Here is a 19580-nt window from a genome sequence, read left to right as displayed (position 1 = left end):
GCGTGTCCTGAATATATTCTGCGAGTGAGCACGACAACAATGAGCGTGATACAAAGCCTTATCAAACAAGCCTTTGGCACCGGAAACAGTAATGAAGCCGCGAGTTTTCTCGCCAGCGCCTGTAACCGGATGAAGGCAATGGACAAAACCACTATCGCTCGCGAAGTGGAAAGTGCGCTGAAAGGCGTCAGTTTCGGCCGCTCAGATGCAGACAAAGCGAAGATCAAAACCGTTTTTAAAGACACCGCCGTCACGCTGGAAAGACTGGCCTCGCTGGAAAAACAGGTGCGCAGCCTCACCAATGAACTTGCCGTTGCGCGCCATAAACCGGCCACCGTCAATTCTGACAACGGTAATTTAGAAGAAATCGGGCGAATGAGGGATGAAGCATTTCGTCTGAACGCCCGGATTTCTGAGCTGCAACGTCAGGCCGAAATTCAAAGGATCCAGCACGCGGATGAACTGGCGCTGGTCCGTTCACGTCAGCGAACCGCCGGGGCGTCGACCTCGGCTGAACTGGACGCCGCCAATAAGCTGATCAGCTATACCGGCAGCCAGATGGCGGCAATGGCGGCCGCGCGCGATAAGTTGCAACAGCGTTTAGATCAGATGGAAAGTGATTCTGAAAGCCGCGCAGGCGAGGAAGAAAGTAAACGCCATGCCGCTAACCGTCGCGCCGATGGCAATTACGCACTGCTCGAACAGCAAAAAGAACTCACTTCAGAAGCGAATCGGAAAATCAGCCAGCTGCGCGTCAGCCTGAAACGCGAAGAGTTTGAGGGGCAGTCTGCGAAAGAGAATCTGGCGAAATTGAAAAAATTGCTGGCCGAACGGGATGACGAAAACGCCCGATTAACGGAAGGTTTTCGCCAGAATGAAGAAGATTGCGAAAGGCTGGGAAACGCGCTGGAACGCACGCAGCAGGAATTCGCAGCGTACAAAGCCAAAAAAGAACGTTTCAGCCGCTGGATCCACATGCCCGGCGCCATGATGGGTATCGCCGTCTCGGCGATCATTCTGTATTCCGGGGCTCAGCCGGGACATCTTTACGACAGCCTCGCGCCCGCCGCCCTCCTTGGCAGCGTGGTGTACGCGCTTTCCCACATGATCGCGTACACCCGAAAAGCATAACCTCCGTAAAAGCCGTTTTTCACCGGCTGATCAGGCTTATTTCTCTGCGCCTTTCGCCGCCTGTTCGATCAGTGCGGCCACTTCTTTTGGATGTGACTCGTACACGGAATGGCTGGCGCCCGCGATTTCAACGGTGTGGCTGTGAGCGCGTTTGGCGTACATCCGTTCTAAATCCGGATTAATGATCTTGTCGGACTTCGCGACCATGTACCAGCTTGGCTTCACCTTCCATGCCGGATCCGGGATGTTGGCGGTGAACACGCTGGCGGATGTCAGCATCTGCGCCTGCGCTTCGAATTCGGCTTGTTTAAGAGGTAAGTCGGCGGCAAAGTCAGCCGGGAAATTCGCCGGGTTGATGTAAAGGAAACCGTCCGGCGTTTTGACAAACGGGTGCGCGGAGTTAGGGAATTTCTTGCCGTTTATCGCTTCGGTTTCGCCGTTATCCAGGGCATGCGCCGCGATATAAACCAGCCCCGCGACGTGCGGATCGTTACCCGCTTCCGTAATAATCGCGCCGCCATAGCTGTGACCGACCAGGATCGCCGGGCCATCTTGCCTGTCTAAAATACGTTTGGTGGCAGCGACGTCTTCCGGGAACGACGTCAGCGGTTCCTGCACCAGCGTCACTTTATAGCCGTCATGCGTCAGGATGTCGTACACCGGACGCCAGCCCGAACCGCCGACAAATGCGCCATGAACCAGCACGATATTTTTGACCGGCGAGGCCAGTGCAGCCTGAGAACCGAACGCGGCTGCAACCAGTAATGTAGAAGCTAAACGTAAACGCATGGCATGACCTCTTTGCTTTAAATCAGAATGAACATCGGATGTGTGATTCACTCTGAGCCCGCGGCTCTGACAGGCGGGTGACGGCTTCATGACAAAAACGTCATGTGTGAAAACGCTTTCCCTGCCCAAATCCTCGCCATCACGGGTTATTCGGTTCTATATGTTTTGTAAAGACAAGGCAGTGCCATATATCGGAACTTTATGCATATAAAAACACCACGGCTAATTCCCGCTTGTGCAGATAGTGGTCTATATTCATTCAGTAAGCGGAATTTTCTGAGGGAAACTAAACGGTTTATTCCGAATTACATGGCGATTTTTGAACATAATTTTTCGTGAGTTCAGGTAATGCAGGATTTTAATAAATTGATTATAAATCAATGCATTGAATTTGCTGTAACCGCTACCATTAAAAATGTTCAATAACCCTGTGGTTACCGGGTTAATTTCCATGTGAAACAATCCGTTTATTTCATAGGGGGAGAAAAAACGCCACAGGTTGTATATACACGCAGGTTTCGCGCGGAGATTTAAAATGAAAATGGCCCTCAGATGTACACTGTGTGCGGTATTTTGTTAAAAAGTTATATTTGTAAAGTTGCGTATGTACTAACAGGAAGAAAAAAACTATAGTGACGCCCTTCACCGCTCTCATTCAGATTGGTCGTTTTGTGTCTACTTCTAATGTCTGAAATTGAGATGTGCGTCGTCTTTTTTGACTCAACCTTTTAACGTAAAACAAAAGAAATCATAAAGTGAACGCCAAAACCTCTGCTTTCATCATCACGTTTTTATCAGTTTTGAACCCTGTTTCAGTCAGTTACGCACAGTCATCGGCGGGCACCCCCGCGAAAGATTCCGACGATTCGTCAGATTCTCCCTCGCTGATGGTCATCAAGCGTGAAAGCACCGGCGGATTATCCGAGCTGGATACCCCTGCGGCGGTCAGCGTGATTGACGGTGACGATTTCAGAAACAGCAAAGCGCAGGTCAACCTGTCTGAAAGTCTGGGCAGCGTTCCGGGTTTACAGGTGCAGAACCGCCAGAACTACGCGCAGGATTTACAACTTTCCGTTCGCGGATTCGGCAGCCGTTCCATGTACGGCGTGCGCGGCGTGCGCATTTATGTCGATGGTATTCCGGCCACCATGCCAGACGGGCAGGGGCAGACGTCGAATATCGACCTGAATTCGGTTGACCGAGTGGAAGTGCTGCGCGGCCCGTATTCGGCGCTTTACGGCAACTCGTCCGGCGGCGTGGTGAACGTGGATACCCAAACCGGTTCCCAGCCCGCCAAACTTGAGGCAGGTACTTATTTCGGCAGTTACGGTTCTTTCCGTAACAGCGTAAAAGCCAGCGGCGCAACCGGCGACGGCACGCACGCGGGCGATGTGAATTACCTGATTTCCGGTTCGCGTTTTACCACCGATGGCTACCGTGACCACAGCGGTACGCAGAAAAATCTCGGTAACGGCAAACTGGGCGTGCGTATCGATGATGCCAGCACCCTGACGCTGATGTTTAACAGCGTGTCCGTTGATGCGAACGATCCGGGTGGGCTGACGGAATCCGAATGGCACGACAACCCGAAACAGGCGACCCGCGCTGACCAGTACAACGCGCGCAAGAGCCTGGATCAAACGCAAGTCGGCCTGCGCTACCAACGTCAGATGGGCGAGAACGACGAATTCAGCCTGATGACCTATCACGGCGAGCGTCACACCACGCAGTATCAAACCATTCCGGCCGCATCGCAGAAAAACCCGCTGAACGCAGGTGGCGTGATCGTGCTGGAGCGCAAATATTCCGGGGTAGATACCCGCTGGAAACATGACGATCAGATCGGTTCCGTGCCGTTCTCCGTCACCGGTGGCCTGGATTATGAAACCATGACCGAGCGCCGTTTCGGTTATGAGAACTTCGATTCTGATGGCGATCTTGGCGTGAAGGGCAATGAACGCCGTAATGAAAAGAACGTGATGTGGAACCTCGACCCGTATCTGCAAACCACGTGGAACCTGACGCCGCGCTGGACGCTGGATGTCGGTGCGCGCTACAGCACCGTCAATTTCGATTCAACGGATTACTACATCACCAGCAAAAATCCGGACGACAGCGGTTCACGCCGTTACCACAAACTGTTGCCGATGGCGTCCCTGAACTTCGCGGTGACGCCGACGCTGAATACTTATGTATCTGCGGGCCGTGGTTTCGAAACGCCGACCATTAACGAGCTTTCTTACCGCACTGACGGCCAGTCAGGTCTGAACCTGGATCTGCAACCGGCCACCAGCACGACGGTTGAAGTCGGCAGCAAATGGCGCGTGGGTAACGGTTTAGCGACCGCCGCCGTGTTCCAGACCGATACCGATGACGAGCTGATTGTTGCTGAAAGCGTCGGCGGCCGTTCGAGCTACATGAATGCCGGGAAAACCCGTCGTCGCGGGCTGGAGCTGTCATTAGATCAGCAGTTCGAAGATAACTGGCGTCTGAAAATGGCCTGGACGTTGCTCGATGCAACATTCCGCAACGAAACCTGCGGCGCGGGCGACTGTACGCCAGCCGGGAATCGTCTGCCGGGGATCGCCCGCAACATGGGTTACGCCTCGCTGGAATGGGCACCGGTTGACGGCTGGCATGCGGGTGCGGATATCCGCTACATGAGCGACATCGAAGTCAACGATGAAAACAGCGAGCAGGCACCGGCCTATACCGTCGCCAGCGTGAGTGCGGGTTACCGCTTCAACTGGAGCAAAGTGACACTCGACCTGTTCACCCGCGTCGATAACCTGTTCGACAAAAATTACGTCGGTTCCGTGATCGTAAATGAAGGCAATGGCCGCTATTTCGAGCCTGCACCTGGCAGGAACTACGGTGGCGGAGCTACGCTCTCTTATAGCTTCGAATAAGTTTTACGTTTTTTAGTCAGTCACAGAAGTCCGTTTTAAAGTCAGTAAAAAAGTACCCCGCGAAGCTGCCAGACGCCTGCACGTATTTACGCTGGCAGCATTCGCAAGGCATGACGCCCGTGTAAACCGGGTGTTCTTGAAGATTCAGCGCACCTGAATCGGCGATTATAAAAATCTGTAAGGTCATCAACTATGGAAACGAAAGCCTCGTTATCACGCATCGTCGTAATAATTACCGCTTTGTTCGCCGCGTTAAGCGGGATTTATCTTTTAGCCGGCGGTATCTGGCTGGCGAAATTAGGGGGTTCTCTTTATTACATTATTGCCGGTGTGATTTCGCTGGTCACCGCGTGGCTGCTGTTCCGCCGTCGCTCCTCTGCATTATTGCTGTACGCCCTGTTCCTGTTCGGCACCACCCTCTGGGCCGTGTGGGAAGTGGGCACTGACTTCTGGGCGCTGACACCGCGCCTGGACGTGACCTTCTTCCTCGGCCTGTGGATCCTGCTGCCTGTCGTTTATAACCAGATGACCGCGAAGAACGCTTTCGCGCGTGGCGCACTGGCGCTGTCGCTGGTGTTCACCGTGATCGTTCTGGGTTACTCCATCTTCAACGACCCGCAGGTGATTAACGGTACGATTAAAGCGGCGGATTCTGCGCCTGCAAAATCGGATTCCGGTATTCCTGACGGTGACTGGCCTGCGTATGGCCGTACTCAGGGCGGTACCCGTTACTCGCCGCTGAGCCAGATCAACGACCAGAACGTCAGCAAGCTGGATGTGGCCTGGACTTTCCGTACCGGCGACCTGAAAACGGCGAACGATCCGGGTGAAATCACGGATGAAGTCACACCAATCAAAATCGGCGACATGCTGTATCTGTGTACGCCGCACCAGAAGCTGTTTGCGCTGGATGCCGCGACCGGTAAAGAGAAGTGGAAATTTGATCCGCAGCTTAAGCCGAACCCGACTTTCCAGCACGTGACCTGCCGTGGTGTGTCTTATCATGAGACTACGCCAGCCGCGCAAGGCACCGAAAGTAACGGCGCAGCGCCTGCTGTTTGTTCACGTCGTATCATTCTGCCTGTCAACGATGGCCGTCTGTTCGCACTGGACGCTGAAACCGGCGCTCGTTGCCCGGCATTCGGTAACAACGGTGAGCTGAACCTGCAAAGCAACATGCCTAACGCGGTTCCGGGCCATTACGAACCGACTTCACCGCCAATCATCACTAAGTCTGTGATCATTGTTGCCGGTGCGGTAACCGATAACTTCTCCACCCGCGAGCCTTCTGGCGTGATCCGTGGTTTTGACGTTGAAACCGGTAAACTGCTGTGGGCCTTCGATCCGGGCGCGTCTGACCCGAACAAGCTGCCTGCTGAAGGCGAGCACTTCGTGGCGAACTCCCCGAACTCATGGGCTCCGGCGTCTTATGACGACAAACTGGATCTGGTTTACCTGCCAATCGGCGTAGCCACTCCGGATATCTGGGGCGGCAACCGCACGCCAGATATGGAACGTTTCGCGAGCGGCCTGTTGGCGCTCAACGCGTCCACCGGTAAACTGGCGTGGTTCTACCAGACGGTTCACCACGACCTGTGGGATATGGACGTTCCGGCGCAGCCAACCCTGGCTGACATCACCGACAAGAACGGCAACAAAGTGCCTGCGATTTATGTACCGACCAAAACCGGTAACATCTTCGTGCTGGATCGTCGTGACGGTAAGCTGATTGTTGATGCGCCTGAGAAACCTGTTCCGCAGGGCGCGGCGAAAGGCGACCACGTGTCTCCGACGCAGCCATTCTCCAAACTGACTTTCCGTCCTGAAGCCAAACTGACCGGCAAAGACATGTGGGGCGCAACGATTTACGACCAGCTGATGTGTCGTGTGATCTTCCACAAACTGCGCTACGAAGGGACGTTCACGCCGCCTTCAGAGCAGGGCACGCTGGTATTCCCGGGTAACCTGGGGATGTTCGAGTGGGGCGGTATTTCTGTGGATACCGATCGTCAGGTCGCTATCGCTAACCCGATCGCGCTGCCGTTCGTGTCTACACTGATCCCACGTGGTCCGGGCAATCCAATCGAGCCTGATGCTAACGATAAAGGCGGTTCCGGTTCTGAGTCGGGTATCCAGCATCAGTACGGTGTGCCTTACGCAGTGACCCTGAACGCGTTCCTGTCTCCGCTGGGCTTCCCTTGTAAACAGCCTTCATGGGGTTACATCTCCGGCGTTGACTTGAAAACCAACGATATCGTGTGGAAAAAACGTATCGGCACCGTGCGCGACAGTTCACCGGTTCCGCTGCCGTTCAAAATGGGTATGCCAATGCTTGGCGCACCGATTTCTACCGCCGGTAACGTGTTCTTCATCGCGGCAACCGCAGACAACTACCTGCGCGCGTTCAACATGAGCAACGGTGACAAACTGTGGGAAGCACGTCTGCCAGCAGGCGGCCAGGCAACCCCGATGACTTACTCTGTGAATGGCAAACAGTACGTTGTTATCGCAGCCGGTGGTCACGGTTCGTTTGGCACCAAACTGGGCGATTACATCATCGCTTACGCATTGCCAGACGCGAATTAATCCGCGTCTGAAGAAAGTGTGAAGTTAATCGAAAGGCCGCGAAAGCGGCCTTTTTTGTTTTTGTAACAGAGAATAATTTATATTTTATTAGAAGTAAGTATTGTGAAAACGAATATCAGGCACTCCAAAAGGTTTTATGAGTTAAGCCCTTTACGGGGATTTCTGGCGCTTCAATGAAAGGGGATTTGATGGAAATGCAAAGAATCTGTGATGCCGTCGCTAAAAGTGCCTTCGGGCTTTCGATGGGGGCTGTCTGGCAGCATATCAGTGTTGAATGCGCCCACATTCCGGATAACACGGCGTTCAAGTTTGACGTTTTCTTTCATCTGCTTGAACGGCTGCTGAGTGAGGAAAAAATCAGGCTGGCATCGGACGGCCAATATCTTCCCGGAACGGCTGAACAACAGCTGGAGCGGATAAAAAACGCGTGGCCTCAGGGCGAACCGGTCGATGAGTTAGACGATCCCGAGGGTGCCGGTCTGTGGTTTTTAGCCAAATCACCGGCGGGTATCGTCTGGCTCATGCACGACGGCAGGGAAATCTGGACATAGTTTTCGCTAGCTCCGGCAGCCCGTCACCTGCGGGTAGTTACGGCAAACCAGGATGAGTTTATTTTTAGGTTCGAAGCCTTTATCCAGCATACATTGCTGAATCTGTGCGGCCTTCAGGACGGTCGGAAGAAAAGAGACTGAGCCTAGCGGATTCGGGTATCCGCACTCATACATCGTCTGTAACGCGAGCTTATCGTTCTCAACGGCATGGGAAAAATGCAGTGAAGCCCCGGCCTTACGCCAGCGGATGAACTGGGATTCATCTACGCCCGAGCCCGGTTTGATGGAGTAGAAACCCCCATCAGCGACAAAAGGCAGCGCTTCGAGTTGCTTCTGGCTCACCGGGTGGCCCTGCTGTTTAGCCACGCAGGCGGGCGTGTTTTTGTTCACGTCGCAAATATGAAAATCATGCTTAAACGTAAATCCCTTTCCTTCCATGCACTGGTAATACAAAACAGTTTCGTTATCGGTAAATTCCGGCTCAGGCCCCGGCAGCGGCACGCCGCATTGCCCCATCGCGACACGGGTTTCATCGATTGAAGTATGAGCGCGCTGCCATTGCGTTAAATCCGGCGGCGGCGGGCATCCTGTCAGCAAAAAAACGGACGCTGTCAGAGCGGGCAAAGAAATCACTACAGAGAGGCGGGGCATAAAAATCCTTGAATAATAATATTATGGACGTTCCTGATCCCGCGCAGGCGTGGTGGAACAATGTAAGTAAGGTAACTTTAGCGTAAATTTTCAGATGGACTCATTTTATGCAAAATCAAATATCATCACCCTGCATAGATCTTGCCTTCTGTGCAAAAAACAAAGAGGAAGTGGACGCGTTCCACGTTTCTGACGTTCTGGCGGGTCGAAAAGATAATGGTTCGCCGGGGTACAGGCCTCAGTATCACCCCGGATATTACGCCGCATTTATACTCGATCCTGACGGGTACAATATTGAGGCGGTTTACCACGAGTCACGATAATGAGTAATGGCTCAGAAGCGTCAGTATTACCCGTGGCTGCGCATATTTTATAAAATAACAGTTTTATTCAGGGATGAATAAAAAGTGTAAGCCAATTAATGAGCCTGACAGTAATGCCACTTACTTTGGGACAGGCTCATAATCCATTTTAAACGCTGAGATTTTTTTCTCTAATCTGATATCAACATCATTAATATGCGTTTCATTAGTCCAGCCGAGATGTTTGTAAAACGTCGCAGCACGACTGTTCTTATCTGTTTCCAGCCAGGCTAAATCATGGTGTTTGAATAACTCCTGCTCAGCCACCATAACAAGTTTACGGCCTGCCCCTTTGCTCTCATGTTCAGGCAGAACAAATGCGGCAAAGAGGCAGCCTTCGTCGGGCAAAATCATTGAGAAACCGATGATTTTTTCATTCTCAACCGCAACCCAGGTGCAACGGCTCTTTAGAATCATCTCGGCCACTGCACTTTCAGTGACTCCCATCTGCCGCATTTCTTCACGACTCAGATGATTTTCATTAACTGCAGTTCTAATTTCGAAAAGTGTATCAACATCAGAAACTAGTGCTTGTCTAATATTAAAACTCATCAAACTTCCCCCATCCGTGATAGAAATAAATTTATATAACAATGGATAACATATCATTTAGATCACATTGAGCCTATGGGCAGTCGCATTGACTTATCATGACTGCTTTGTCGTCCCCGCGACTCCGCAGGCAGATCTGGATGCGCATTTTGGCTATAAGCACACGACAGCCATATATAAAGGTGAGTCGGTGTTACTAAAGCAGACTTAATAGCTTTGCATAAAACAGTAGGTTCATTTCTTTTCACCTGAATCGAACATGGCTAACCTCAGCGCGAGTTAAAAAAGGGTCGAGCATAATTTGGCGCCCTAAGAGGAGGAGATATCTACTAGAATGCCAACACATCAGCCAGATAACATGAGGTTTTTATGATCTTAACGACGACACCGCGACTGATTATTCGCGCATTCAAAGACAAAGACGCATCTGCACTTTTCGATTACCTGTCTTCACCTCGCACACCTTGTTTTCAGGACGAAAAACTCAATTCACTTGAGGATGCAATAGATGAGGTCGAGAGAAGAGCCCGTGATACCAGCCAGTTAGCTGTATGCCTTAAAGAGACGGATGAATTAATTGGTCATCTGTTTGCCGATAATAGTGAAGAGTCGGACAGTAACACCTGGTCAGTGGGATGGCACTTTAACCAACATTATGAAGGTCAGGGCTATGCCACGGAATCTGTTGCGGCCCTGTTTCAATATTTGTTTTCTCAAAAAGAAGCCCGACGCCTTTATGCTTACGTTGAAGACTACAATGTAGCCTCTCAAAAGCTTTGTGCTCGCTTGCACATGCGGCAGGAGGGCTGTTTTAAAGAATTTGTCTCGTTTAGACAGGATAGTGGTGAAGAAAGATACGATGATACCTTGATCTACGCGCTTCTTAAAAAAGAGTGGAAACCATTGATTTAGAAGCCGCCGTGCGTTGGCGATGATAAAATGCGGTGCTGATTCGCTGGGTGCTAAACCAGAACCGCAGGCTATTAAATACGGCCGTAGAAGGTCATTCTGGCAGGCTCTGACAGCGAAATATCAGGCTGAGAATTGTAGGCTAAAACCACCAGCATACGCGTGGTATCCCCCTCCGTTGGCGTCACGCGATGAATCGCATTTCGACCGCGAAACAACACCAGATCGCCGGCTTCAATGCCGAGTTTTTTCGGCTCAATTTGCTTATTCAGCAGTTTTTCAACGCCTTCAAAATTCATGTCGCCCGCATCTGCATCACGCAGGTTCTCAACGTATTCAAACACGCCCCCAGCCTCAGGTTTTTGAATCAGCAGGGTGATGGCAAAAGACGAGTTATCGAAATGCCAGCCCAGCTCCTGGCCTTCGCTGGCGTAATGCAGGTTGATTGAAGAAAGTTTGTCAGCGTAAGCGTACAGCTGTGTCTCGCCCAGCACCGAGCAAAGAAACGCCCGGAACACAGGCGCGTCATAAAGTGCGCGCAGTGCCGAGTCCTGCGGGATTTCTTCATCGGTAATACAACCCTTTGAAGAGACAATCTGCCGGTTTCTGGGATGCGAGTCTGGCAACCCGGCGTCAGGTTTCAGGAGATAAACATTATGATTACTGCGAGTGTAATAGGCCAGATGGCGATTTTCATCCCCCTCACGCTTAATTGCCTCCAGCGCAGCAGGATTAAGAAAGTCATGCAAGACCAGGACGCCATTTTCATTCAGCCTCCTTTTACATTCAGAAAGAAAATGCGTATCCACTATCAGATTTGCTGCAAAATTTATGATCCTATCGAGTTCTTGCATTGTTGCCCTCATAAATGATTCAGGAAAAAACGGTTGTTAACACTTTAAACAAGTCATTAACGACTGGGAAATGAAAGCTGTCATCCCTGACGGGCCAACTGCGAATTTTTTTGGTCAAAACATGACTAATTCATATGTCTCAAATATGATGTTGTTTTTATTATCAGTGAGTTGATTGTATGTCCAGAAGCCGCAGTGACTTATTGGGATTTGTCTGCCGTGTTTTGGTCTTATCAGGGCTCCTGGCCAGTACTTCTGGCCTGGCGCAGGATCGGCGGCACGTGTCAGAACCCGGATTACCTGTTTCGGTATGCGCAACATTGACCTCTTCCGCACAATCCAAAGAGGATACTCAGCGTTTACAGGACAGTATCAACCACTGTCAGCCGGGATCCGCCGTACGCCTGATAGCCGGTGCGCCGGGAACACGCTTCGTTAGCGGACCGCTGATCATGAAATCCGGCGTCACACTTTGGCTCGATCGTGATGCAGTGCTGGCGGCAACGACCGATCCACGTGCCTATGACAATGATGGCCGCTGCGGCACGCTCGATGACAAAGGTAACGGCTGCCGTCCGTTTATCTTGTTTAAGGGCACGCAGGGCGGTGGCATCGTTGGCGAGGGTGTGATCGACGGACAGGGCGGGCAAGCCATGTTTGGGCATAGCGAGACATGGTGGCAACTCGCGCGTCGCGCACAAACCGAAAGCAGCAAGCAGAATATCCCGCGCCTGATCCAGATTGACCACGCACACGACATCACGTTCTACAAGGTCACGCTGCACAATTCGCCCAACTTTCACGTGGCGATGAATGGCGTACAGGGAGCGACGTTCTGGGATGTGCGCATTGATACGCCGGCAGATGCGCGCAATACGGATGGCATCGACCCGGGTGCCTCACAGGATGTCACCATTGCACACAGTTTCATCCGCACCGGCGACGATAACGTGGCAATCAAGGCTGGCAGCGGCGGGGCGACCCGATACATCTCGCTGATCGACAACCATTTTTATTGGGGGCACGGTCTGTCAATCGGCAGCGAGACGGTCGGCGGCGTCAGCGATGTACGGGTTCAGGGGCTGACTCTGGACGGCACGACCTCCGGTCTGCGCATCAAGAGTGACGCCAGCCGCGGCGGAGTCGTCAGCAATGTGCGCTACGAGCATGTGTGTCTGCGTAACAACCGCCGCCCGATTGATTTCGACACCCGCTACGACGCTAAAGCGCAGGGGAGTGAGATCCCGGTCTTCCGCGACATCGTCCTCCGGGACGTCATTGGCGCATCCGGCGACCTCGTACTGCGGGGTTACGATGACACACATCAGCTTGGCATCACGCTGGATGGTGTGCGCTTCGCACCGGATGCGCGCTGGCAGATCGAGTTCGCCCGGATCGAAACCGGACCCGGCGGTGTGCGTCCTGCGTTGCCCGGTAAGTCGCAGGGTTCAGAGGAGTTTGCTGGCTGCGCCGGAAACTGGGTATCGTTTCCGGGTCGCTGATTTAATTTATCTTTATTTTTCAGGGAAGTATGAAATGAAAAACCCACTAAAAAGTTTTTTTTGCATCGTATTCGCGTTAACCACGTTTTCTGCACAAGCCAATAATTGTATCGAAACCCGTGCGGGAATCGATATGGGCTCGGGTACCACCAAAATTCAGGTTGCAGAAGTGGATATCTGCCATCACCAGTTGGGTAAAGTGTTGTATGAGGATCAGCGGCCGCTGGCTTTTAACGCGGAACTGGGAAAATCAGGGAATAATCAGATCAGCGATGCGATCCAGCAGGAAGGGGTCGTTGCACTGAAACAGATGGTGAATAAAGCGCAGACTTTCCACCCGCAACGTATTACCGGCGTAGCGACGGCGGTTTTCCGAACGGCGTCCAACGGTCAGCAAGTCATTGACATGTTCAACCAAAAAACCGGGATTCAACTGCGCATAATTTCTCAGGAACAGGAGGCCGAACTGGGGTTCCTGTCGGCTAAAGCGGCTTTGCATGACAGCAATGTCAAAAATGAGGATCTGCTGGTCTGGGATATCGGTGGTGGGTCGATGCAGATGACGGCGATGCGCGAACAGAATGGCCGGACTGTGACGGATTTTTATCTGGGCAAACTGGCTTCCGTGACACTGAAAGAATTTATTATCAGCGTACTGAAGAATCAGGAACTGGATAAAACAGACTCACCGAACCCGATTGGTTCGCTGCGCAATACCGTTCTGCGTTACGTCAACTTTTATGCACGGACGCACGTCAGCGCCCAAATCAAGCAGGATGCGCAAACACGCCGGGTGATTGGAATTGGTGGTGTTCACGGTTATTCTGTTAAGGATCAGATTCATCCGGCCAATAATACCTACCAGCTGGCGGACCTTGAACGTGTCTCGAAAAATCAGGTATGGAAAAATGACAGCGAGATTGCCGGGCAATACCGTTCAACTGACGTGAGTAATCTGCTGCTGGTCGAAGGATTTATGCAGGCGCTGAATATTTCGCAGGTCACTATTGTGAAAGCGAGCCTGATCCAGGGCATTCTGGTGCAATAAATTATAGGAAGAATCACGGCGGTGTTTGTCAGAGACGGCATCGCCAGTTCGCCGTTAAAAGCAAAATCCTGCTCAGGCAGGATTTTGTCAATTGAATGGCGCTTTTATTGGGCAAATTTACGCAGCGCTTCCCCGTCGAGGCGATAGCGTACCCATTCGGATTGCGGCAACGCGCCAATGCTCAGGTAAAAATCAATGGCGGGCTGGTTCCAATCCAGCACACTCCACTCCAGTCGTCCGCACTGACGTCTGACCGCGCATTGCGCGATATTCTTCAGCAGTGCTCTTCCCGCACCCTTGCCGCGATAATCAGGAGAAATGTACAAGTCCTCCATATAAATACCGTTACGTCCAAGCCATGTGGAATAGCTGGTGAAGAAAACGGCATAACCGACGATTTTTCCTTCACTTTCGCAGATCAGCGCTTCGGTTTGACTGTCTGCACCAAACAGTGTTTCCCGTATTTCGTCCGGCGTAGTGACCACTTCTTCCGGGGCTTTTTCATACACAGCCAGTTCATAAATCATAGCGTAAATGGCCGTTGCGTCTTCCGGGCGGGCGGGGCGAATCATAATACTCATTGGTTTTCCTGTGATTTCTGAAGGGTGTCGGTATTGATGGCGGCAAGCATAAGCGTTATTGTCTGAGGAATTAAGTGCAATGAAATCACTGAATGATGAATATTATGCATCCGGCGCTGAGGCGTCTTGATTTAAACCTTCTGCTTATTTTTGACGCGATTTATCGTCACCGCTCTGTTCGTCTGGCGGCGGATGAACTGGCGATGAGCACATCCGCGCTGAGCCATGCACTTTCGCGGCTGCGCATCACGATCAATGACCCGTTATTTTACCGTGAAGGCCACCGTATGTGCCCCAGCGTGTATGCCACCCAGCTCGCGCCTTCTATTGCTTCAGCCCTGAACTCCCTCAATCAGGAACTGACTCCGCAGCCGAAGTTTGAAGCCTCCGGTAGCAAGGAGTGTCTTCAGATTGCGATAACGGATTTTACCGCGTTTTGTATTTTCCCTGCCCTGATGCACAAGCTACAGCATGAAGCACCCGGCTTGCGCTTTGAGTTAATTTATTTGCCACACAGCCCGGCACTGACGGAACTGCTGGCGGGCGAAGTTGATCTGGCGCTTGGATTCAGCACATCGGATGAAATCAGACATCCCGAACTGGAAGAAATCAGCTGGTTCGAAGATGAGTATGTCGTCATCAGTAACATAAGCCGCACACACCTGACGCTGGAAGATTATCTCGCCGCCCGGCACCTGGTGGTTACGCCCTGGAATGAGAAACGAGGTGTTGTGGATTTACGACTTGAGCAGATGGGGTATACGCGGCAGATAGCGATCAAAACGCCGTCCATGCTGAGCGCGCCGTTTATTGTTGCGGAAAGTGACCTGCTCATGGCGATCCCCCGTTTTGCTGCTGAGAAGTTGCTTCCGGCGATGAATATCAAGATTTTTACATTGCCGTTCGGGATACCGTCGTTTCAAGTGAAGATTTATACGCATAAACGCAGTGGTAAGCGAGGCGCGACGCACTGGCTGAAAGCTGTGCTGCAAAGGCTGGCGGAAGAGGCTAATTCAGGGCGGTGACCGGGTTAAATTGAACGTCTCAGCGGTGGGAGGGAAGAGTTCAGGAAGCTGCGAATAGCCTCCTGAATTCTGAGAAGTTGTAGCGGACAGTCACGCATGTGAGGCACCGACTTACTCAGGAAGCCTTTTCAAACGCTTTATATCCGTCCTCGATGGTGGGAATGATTTCTACCATTTCGAAATAGGGCTTAGTAATCAGCTCTGAGTCCCTTAAGCGTTCAATCGCAAAGTAGAATGACTCCATGTCTTCAGCCTGGAACATGGCGACATCTGTGCATTTGGTGGTAAATGCTTCGGCATCAAACATTCTTAACGTGACTTTGTTATCGGGCAGCACGGTTGATAACACGTCATCCGTTATACGGTTCCTTTCGGTCCGCGCGAGTCGAAGCCATTCCTTCGTGGTTTTAAGTAAAACAAAAACGGTGATCATAATCCCTCCTTATTGGTGTGTAGGGTAACGTTAACATTTTTATAGGAAAAAAATTTATCTGCCCTGTCGTCAATGGGTAACAAAGTTTTTCTATGTTCTGTGAATGTCATCCCCTGGCTTGATTCACGTTCATTCCGTTACAGGGAAAACGCTAAAGCCGTGGCGGGTTTCTGCTGAGGGCCGTGATCCATAACAGGCCCGCGAGCAGTGAGAGCGCGATGGCGAGGCAGACGGCGAAATATATACCCGCCGCGAGCGGTTCTACAGCACTGAGCAATCCGCCAAACAGAGCGACGCCCAGCGCGGAGCCCGTTTGCCGGCTGGCGTTGAGCACCCCGGCGGCAATTCCTGCCTGCTCTTTGGCTATCGAGCCCATGACAACTGTCGTGGCAACCGGGGTAATGATGCCAGCTGCCAGACCGAGCGCCGGAAAGCAAAGCGCGATCCGCCAGTAAGGCGCATTTTCTCTGAGTATCATTAACCCTGCGAATCCGGCGGCGTAGAGACCGCAACATCCTGCTATTAGCCAAAATGCGCCAAACCGGCGATTGAGTATTCCGGCGCTAAAGCTGCCCAGCGTGACCAGCACGGTCAGGGGAAGAAAGGCGAGACCGGTGTCCAGCGATGACCAACCGCGAACGGTCTCGAAATACAGGCTGAGCAGGAAGAACAGCCCGTAAAACACTAACCCTGAAATCAGCGAGACGGCCACCGGGGCCGAGAAATCAGCAAGGCGAAAGAGCTTCATCGGCAGCATCGGCTGGTTGATTGTGCGTTCTGTAAAAATGAAAAGCCCCCAGGCAATCACCGCCACCGTGACTCCGCCGCAAATCCACGGGTCACGCCATCCCCGATGGACACCTTCAATCAGTACAGCAATAGACGATCCCAGCGCGATGATGGCCAGCAGTTGCCCTGCAAAATCCATCGGCCGCCTGTTTGCCGTGCTTTTTATCGCAGGAATGCGTGCTGCCAGCACGACCCCGAGCAGTGCGATAGGGACATTGACCAGGAAAATACTTCGCCAGCCAAAGAGCTGGATCAGCAAACCGCCAAATAACGGGCCGGCAGCCATCGCCGTTCCACCGCATCCCGCCCAGAGACTTATGGCTTTAGCGCGCTGATGGGACTCCGGAAACGCGCTGTTTATCAACGCCAGAGAGGCGGGCACCAGCAACGCCGCACCGATACCCTGCACTATTCTCGAGAAGACCAGAGCGAATAACGTTGATGAAAAACCGCATCCCGCCGAAGCCAGTGCAAACAGCAGCAGGCCGGTGAGATAAACGTTTTTTGCACCCAGTTTGTCGCACAACGCCCCACCGCTGAGAAGCAGGCTGGCGAAAGTCACGGTGTAGGCACTGACGACCCATTGGAGTCCGGTAATGGTTGAGTGCAGAGTGGCAGCCAGCGGCGCAAGCGCCACGTTCACAATCGAGGTATCAAGAATCACGATGACGTAACTGATACTGGTGGCAGCTAACAACCATTTTTGAGCCGAAGAGGTGCTGTTCATGGGGAGAGGCAATTTTCTATTCAGGGGAAAAATTGACTATACCTTGCACACACTAAATAATGATTCGAGCTGTATCGAAGTGTTATTCTCCCTGATGCACACTGACTTCTTCTTAATGGCGCGCAAAATGAACCAATTTCACATTTCAGTCGTGGCCCATCTTATCGCCGAGCCGGTGCGTTCGATAATGCTCATTAACCTGTCAGGAGGCGAGGCGCTTTCCGCCAGTGCGCTGGCAGAGGCCGCCGGAATTACAGCGCAGACCGCCAGTTTTCATCTCGCAAAACTGCGTGATGGCGGGCTGGTCACCGTGGAGTCTGTCGGACGCTATCGTTATTACCGTCTGGCCGGGCCACATATTTCCCAGCTTTTGGAAAGTCTGGCCTCGGTCGGGCCGGTCACTTCGCAGTGGCAAACGACACCGAATCATTCCGCCAGGGAGCTGCGTTTTGCGCGCTGTTGTTACGATCATTTAGCCGGGCAAATCGGCGTGATGATTACGCAGGGCATGTTAAACCGTGGTCTGATTGCTATGCGTGAAGGCCAGCACTACGTGCTAACCGTTGAGGGGCATCGCTGGTTTGAGCAGCAAGGCGTGGAAATCAACGCAGATCCCACAGGAAGCAACCGCCTGTGCCTTGACTGGACCGAGCGGCAATACCATCTCGCCGGCCTTCCGGGCACCGCGCTGCTGGAGGCTTTTATCGCCTGGAAGTGGCTGAGCCGCTCGAGTAAATCCCGAGCGCTGAAAGTCACCGTGTCGGGTTGGAAAGGCTTAGAACAACACTTTGGTATCCGGCAGACGCAAGGGATCGTTGCGGTGGAATAAAGCCCTTCTATTTCTTTTGCCCATGATCAAAATAGACGTCTTGGATTTCCACGGCCGCGGCTGGGATTTCAAATTAGATGGCAAACTAAAAGGAGAAGCTACATGACCGCCATTTTAGACGAAATAAAAGCGCTGGAATGCAGCCTTCATACCGCCAGACGCAATGATAAACAGTGGCTGGAAAGGGTGCTGCATCCGGATTTCAGGGAAATCACGCGTTCTGGCAAGAGGGTTGACCGTCACCAGACTATTGCGGCGCTGATTGCGGAAACGGAAGAATCCGGTATCGAGTCCGGTGATTTTCAGCTCCAAATTCTCAGTGAGAAATCTGTGCTTTTGACGTACAAAACCTGCGTCCGCATTAATACCGGAAATCTGCGTGGCGCGCTGCGTTCCTCAATCTGGACACTGACGGAAGGCACCGGCTGGCAGCTGGTTTTCCATCAGGGAACGCCAGCGGCTGAAACACTGACGTCGCCTTCCACCCGATAATCTTTACGAAGACGCACAACCCGCCGGATTAAAGACCCGTGTCACCGACGCCGGATTGTTGGCTAATTTGTTTTCCGGGCGGCGTGGACGTGAAACTAATTCTCCGCCGCAGTTAGGGCAAATCCCGCCCAGTTTGGTGTCGGCGCACGTGACGCAAAATGTGCATTCAAACGAACAAATTTTCGCGTCTGCGGACGTGGGAAGCAGGTCTGTATTACAACACTCGCAGTTCGGTCTCAGTTCCAGCATAAAAATTATCCTCTGTGGGTATAGCGTCGGGAACGGCCTTCAAAATTGTCCGATGTGTGTCGTCGTAAACATAACCTGAAACAGCGGCCTCGGAAAAGTCCCGCGTCGTGATAGCAAAACACAGACGGCAACCGCGGGGATGGGTACCAGAACCGCTGATTTTTTGCAGAGCGTCGCAGCGCTCTGCCTTACGCCATTATTCCTGCGATAAACGGTAAACCCGCAGGCGATGCCCGTCGGGATCCCGCGCCACAAACGTATAGCCGAAATCCAACGCAACCGGCGGCTGGGCAATGTCTAATCCTTTCTCCTGCCAAAGCGAATACAGGGAATTCACCTGTTCATCACTGCCGGCTGAAAAGACGATTTCGCCGTAACCGGGCGTCCCCGTCGAGGCGGGTTCGACGGTATGGCGAGACCATAACCCCAGTTTCATGCCCGAAGGCAGAACAAACATCGCAAAGGTAGGTGATGCCTCAACCGGTTGTTTTCCCAGTAAGTCTGCATAGAATCTGGCGCTGGCTTCCGGGTTGTTGACGTACAAAATAACCAGGCTTGAATCGATCATGAGTTGCCTCTCTGAGGTAATGAAACATCACGCTTGATGTCCC

General features: G+C 52.3%; 19 protein-coding genes. 10 read left to right on the top strand and 9 right to left on the bottom strand.

Features of this window, described 5'->3' with window-relative positions; all coding sequences use genetic code 11:
* The first annotated feature begins 39 nt into the window (after positions 1–39).
* Positions 40–1131, top strand: a complete 1092-nt coding sequence (locus BV494_RS23430; protein WP_104925185.1) for a coiled-coil domain-containing protein — start codon at positions 40–42, stop codon at positions 1129–1131.
* 36 nt (positions 1132–1167) lie between these two features.
* On the opposite strand, the gene BV494_RS23425 is transcribed toward BV494_RS23430, so the two are convergent.
* Positions 1168–1920: an alpha/beta hydrolase gene (locus BV494_RS23425; RefSeq protein WP_104925184.1), complete on the bottom strand. Its 753-nt coding sequence runs from the start codon at positions 1918–1920 to the stop codon at positions 1168–1170.
* A gap of 755 nt (positions 1921–2675) precedes the next feature.
* On the opposite strand from BV494_RS23425, the gene pqqU reads away from it, so the two are divergent.
* From pqqU to BV494_RS23405, 3 genes are all read left to right on the top strand, one after another.
* Positions 2676–4829 (top strand): TonB-dependent receptor PqqU, encoded by a 2154-nt coding sequence (gene pqqU, locus BV494_RS23415; RefSeq protein ID WP_104925182.1) that lies wholly within the window; start codon positions 2676–2678, stop codon positions 4827–4829.
* A gap of 192 nt (positions 4830–5021) precedes the next feature.
* Positions 5022–7415: a glucose/quinate/shikimate family membrane-bound PQQ-dependent dehydrogenase gene (locus BV494_RS23410; protein WP_104925181.1), complete on the top strand. Its 2394-nt coding sequence runs from the start codon at positions 5022–5024 to the stop codon at positions 7413–7415.
* Positions 7416–7603: 188 nt separating this feature from the next.
* Positions 7604–7966, top strand: coding sequence for a DUF596 domain-containing protein (locus BV494_RS23405; protein ID WP_104925180.1), 363 nt, complete (start codon positions 7604–7606; stop codon positions 7964–7966).
* Positions 7967–7972: 6 nt separating this feature from the next.
* Here BV494_RS23405 and BV494_RS23400 read toward each other — a convergent pair whose 3' ends face one another.
* Entirely contained in the window at positions 7973–8617 is a 645-nt protein-coding gene (locus BV494_RS23400; protein WP_104925179.1) for a hypothetical protein, read from the bottom strand.
* 443 nt (positions 8618–9060) lie between these two features.
* Positions 9061–9531, bottom strand: coding sequence for a GNAT family N-acetyltransferase (locus BV494_RS23390; protein ID WP_104925178.1), 471 nt, complete (start codon positions 9529–9531; stop codon positions 9061–9063).
* A gap of 369 nt (positions 9532–9900) precedes the next feature.
* Between BV494_RS23390 and BV494_RS23385 the strand changes: the two genes are divergently transcribed.
* Positions 9901–10443 (top strand): GNAT family N-acetyltransferase, encoded by a 543-nt coding sequence (locus tag BV494_RS23385; protein WP_104925177.1) that lies wholly within the window; start codon positions 9901–9903, stop codon positions 10441–10443.
* Between the two features lie 71 nt (positions 10444–10514).
* Here the strand turns inward: BV494_RS23385 and BV494_RS23380 are convergent, their stop codons facing one another.
* Complete coding sequence (locus BV494_RS23380) at positions 10515–11294, bottom strand: HalD/BesD family halogenase (RefSeq protein WP_104925176.1); 780 nt, start codon at positions 11292–11294, stop codon at positions 10515–10517.
* 281 nt (positions 11295–11575) lie between these two features.
* Between BV494_RS23380 and BV494_RS23375 the strand changes: the two genes are divergently transcribed.
* Both BV494_RS23375 and BV494_RS23370 read left to right on the top strand, forming a co-directional pair.
* Positions 11576–12796, top strand: a complete 1221-nt coding sequence (locus BV494_RS23375; protein ID WP_369694499.1) for a glycoside hydrolase family 28 protein — start codon at positions 11576–11578, stop codon at positions 12794–12796.
* A 34-nt stretch (positions 12797–12830) separates the two neighbouring features.
* Positions 12831–13844 (top strand): Ppx/GppA phosphatase family protein, encoded by a 1014-nt coding sequence (locus BV494_RS23370; protein ID WP_104925174.1) that lies wholly within the window; start codon positions 12831–12833, stop codon positions 13842–13844.
* A gap of 104 nt (positions 13845–13948) precedes the next feature.
* On the opposite strand, the gene BV494_RS23365 is transcribed toward BV494_RS23370, so the two are convergent.
* A complete protein-coding gene (locus tag BV494_RS23365) occupies positions 13949–14425 on the bottom strand; it encodes a GNAT family N-acetyltransferase (protein ID WP_104925173.1) in 477 nt (158 codons plus the stop codon).
* Positions 14426–14517: 92 nt separating this feature from the next.
* Here BV494_RS23365 and BV494_RS23360 point away from each other — a divergent pair, with 92 nt between their 5' ends.
* Positions 14518–15450 (top strand): LysR family transcriptional regulator, encoded by a 933-nt coding sequence (locus BV494_RS23360; protein ID WP_104925172.1) that lies wholly within the window; start codon positions 14518–14520, stop codon positions 15448–15450.
* A 115-nt stretch (positions 15451–15565) separates the two neighbouring features.
* Here BV494_RS23360 and BV494_RS23355 read toward each other — a convergent pair whose 3' ends face one another.
* Together BV494_RS23355 and BV494_RS23350 are read right to left on the bottom strand one after the other, a co-directional pair.
* Positions 15566–15883, bottom strand: coding sequence for a darcynin family protein (locus tag BV494_RS23355; protein ID WP_104925171.1), 318 nt, complete (start codon positions 15881–15883; stop codon positions 15566–15568).
* A gap of 151 nt (positions 15884–16034) precedes the next feature.
* The gene (locus BV494_RS23350) at positions 16035–17399 is read right to left on the bottom strand and encodes an MFS transporter (RefSeq protein ID WP_192938196.1); all 1365 of its coding nucleotides are present in this window, start codon (positions 17397–17399) and stop codon (positions 16035–16037) included.
* 127 nt (positions 17400–17526) lie between these two features.
* On the opposite strand from BV494_RS23350, the gene BV494_RS23345 reads away from it, so the two are divergent.
* Both BV494_RS23345 and BV494_RS23340 read left to right on the top strand, forming a co-directional pair.
* Positions 17527–18228: an ArsR/SmtB family transcription factor gene (locus BV494_RS23345; protein ID WP_104925169.1), complete on the top strand. Its 702-nt coding sequence runs from the start codon at positions 17527–17529 to the stop codon at positions 18226–18228.
* A gap of 102 nt (positions 18229–18330) precedes the next feature.
* Positions 18331–18720 (top strand): nuclear transport factor 2 family protein, encoded by a 390-nt coding sequence (locus BV494_RS23340; protein WP_104925168.1) that lies wholly within the window; start codon positions 18331–18333, stop codon positions 18718–18720.
* 3 nt (positions 18721–18723) lie between these two features.
* Here BV494_RS23340 and BV494_RS23335 read toward each other — a convergent pair whose 3' ends face one another.
* Positions 18724–18969 (bottom strand): DUF1272 domain-containing protein, encoded by a 246-nt coding sequence (locus BV494_RS23335; RefSeq protein ID WP_104925167.1) that lies wholly within the window; start codon positions 18967–18969, stop codon positions 18724–18726.
* A gap of 196 nt (positions 18970–19165) precedes the next feature.
* Positions 19166–19537: a VOC family protein gene (locus tag BV494_RS23330; RefSeq protein ID WP_104925166.1), complete on the bottom strand. Its 372-nt coding sequence runs from the start codon at positions 19535–19537 to the stop codon at positions 19166–19168.
* Between the last annotated feature and the right edge of the window lie 43 nt (positions 19538–19580).

Origin of the sequence: Rahnella sikkimica (assembly GCF_002951615.1) — a bacterium.
Classification (GTDB): Bacteria; Pseudomonadota; Gammaproteobacteria; order Enterobacterales; family Enterobacteriaceae; genus Rahnella; species Rahnella sikkimica.
This window is presented reverse-complemented; position numbering and strand designations above follow the sequence as displayed.

Coding starts and splice junctions, on each gene's coding strand:
- BV494_RS23425 (WP_104925184.1), bottom strand. CDS start 1,920: ATGCGTTTACGTTTAGCTTCTACATTACTGGTTGCAGCCGCGTTCGGT.
- BV494_RS23360 (WP_104925172.1), top strand. CDS start 14,518: ATGATGAATATTATGCATCCGGCGCTGAGGCGTCTTGATTTAAACCTT.
- BV494_RS23340 (WP_104925168.1), top strand. CDS start 18,331: ATGACCGCCATTTTAGACGAAATAAAAGCGCTGGAATGCAGCCTTCAT.
- BV494_RS23405 (WP_104925180.1), top strand. CDS start 7,604: ATGGAAATGCAAAGAATCTGTGATGCCGTCGCTAAAAGTGCCTTCGGG.
- BV494_RS23390 (WP_104925178.1), bottom strand. CDS start 9,531: ATGAGTTTTAATATTAGACAAGCACTAGTTTCTGATGTTGATACACTT.
- BV494_RS23345 (WP_104925169.1), top strand. CDS start 17,527: ATGAACCAATTTCACATTTCAGTCGTGGCCCATCTTATCGCCGAGCCG.
- BV494_RS23410 (WP_104925181.1), top strand. CDS start 5,022: ATGGAAACGAAAGCCTCGTTATCACGCATCGTCGTAATAATTACCGCT.
- BV494_RS23365 (WP_104925173.1), bottom strand. CDS start 14,425: ATGAGTATTATGATTCGCCCCGCCCGCCCGGAAGACGCAACGGCCATT.
- BV494_RS23350 (WP_192938196.1), bottom strand. CDS start 17,399: ATGAACAGCACCTCTTCGGCTCAAAAATGGTTGTTAGCTGCCACCAGT.
- BV494_RS23385 (WP_104925177.1), top strand. CDS start 9,901: ATGATCTTAACGACGACACCGCGACTGATTATTCGCGCATTCAAAGAC.
- BV494_RS23380 (WP_104925176.1), bottom strand. CDS start 11,294: ATGCAAGAACTCGATAGGATCATAAATTTTGCAGCAAATCTGATAGTG.
- BV494_RS23430 (WP_104925185.1), top strand. CDS start 40: ATGAGCGTGATACAAAGCCTTATCAAACAAGCCTTTGGCACCGGAAAC.
- BV494_RS23370 (WP_104925174.1), top strand. CDS start 12,831: ATGAAAAACCCACTAAAAAGTTTTTTTTGCATCGTATTCGCGTTAACC.
- BV494_RS23355 (WP_104925171.1), bottom strand. CDS start 15,883: ATGATCACCGTTTTTGTTTTACTTAAAACCACGAAGGAATGGCTTCGA.
- BV494_RS23330 (WP_104925166.1), bottom strand. CDS start 19,537: ATGATCGATTCAAGCCTGGTTATTTTGTACGTCAACAACCCGGAAGCC.
- BV494_RS23335 (WP_104925167.1), bottom strand. CDS start 18,969: ATGCTGGAACTGAGACCGAACTGCGAGTGTTGTAATACAGACCTGCTT.
- BV494_RS23400 (WP_104925179.1), bottom strand. CDS start 8,617: ATGCCCCGCCTCTCTGTAGTGATTTCTTTGCCCGCTCTGACAGCGTCC.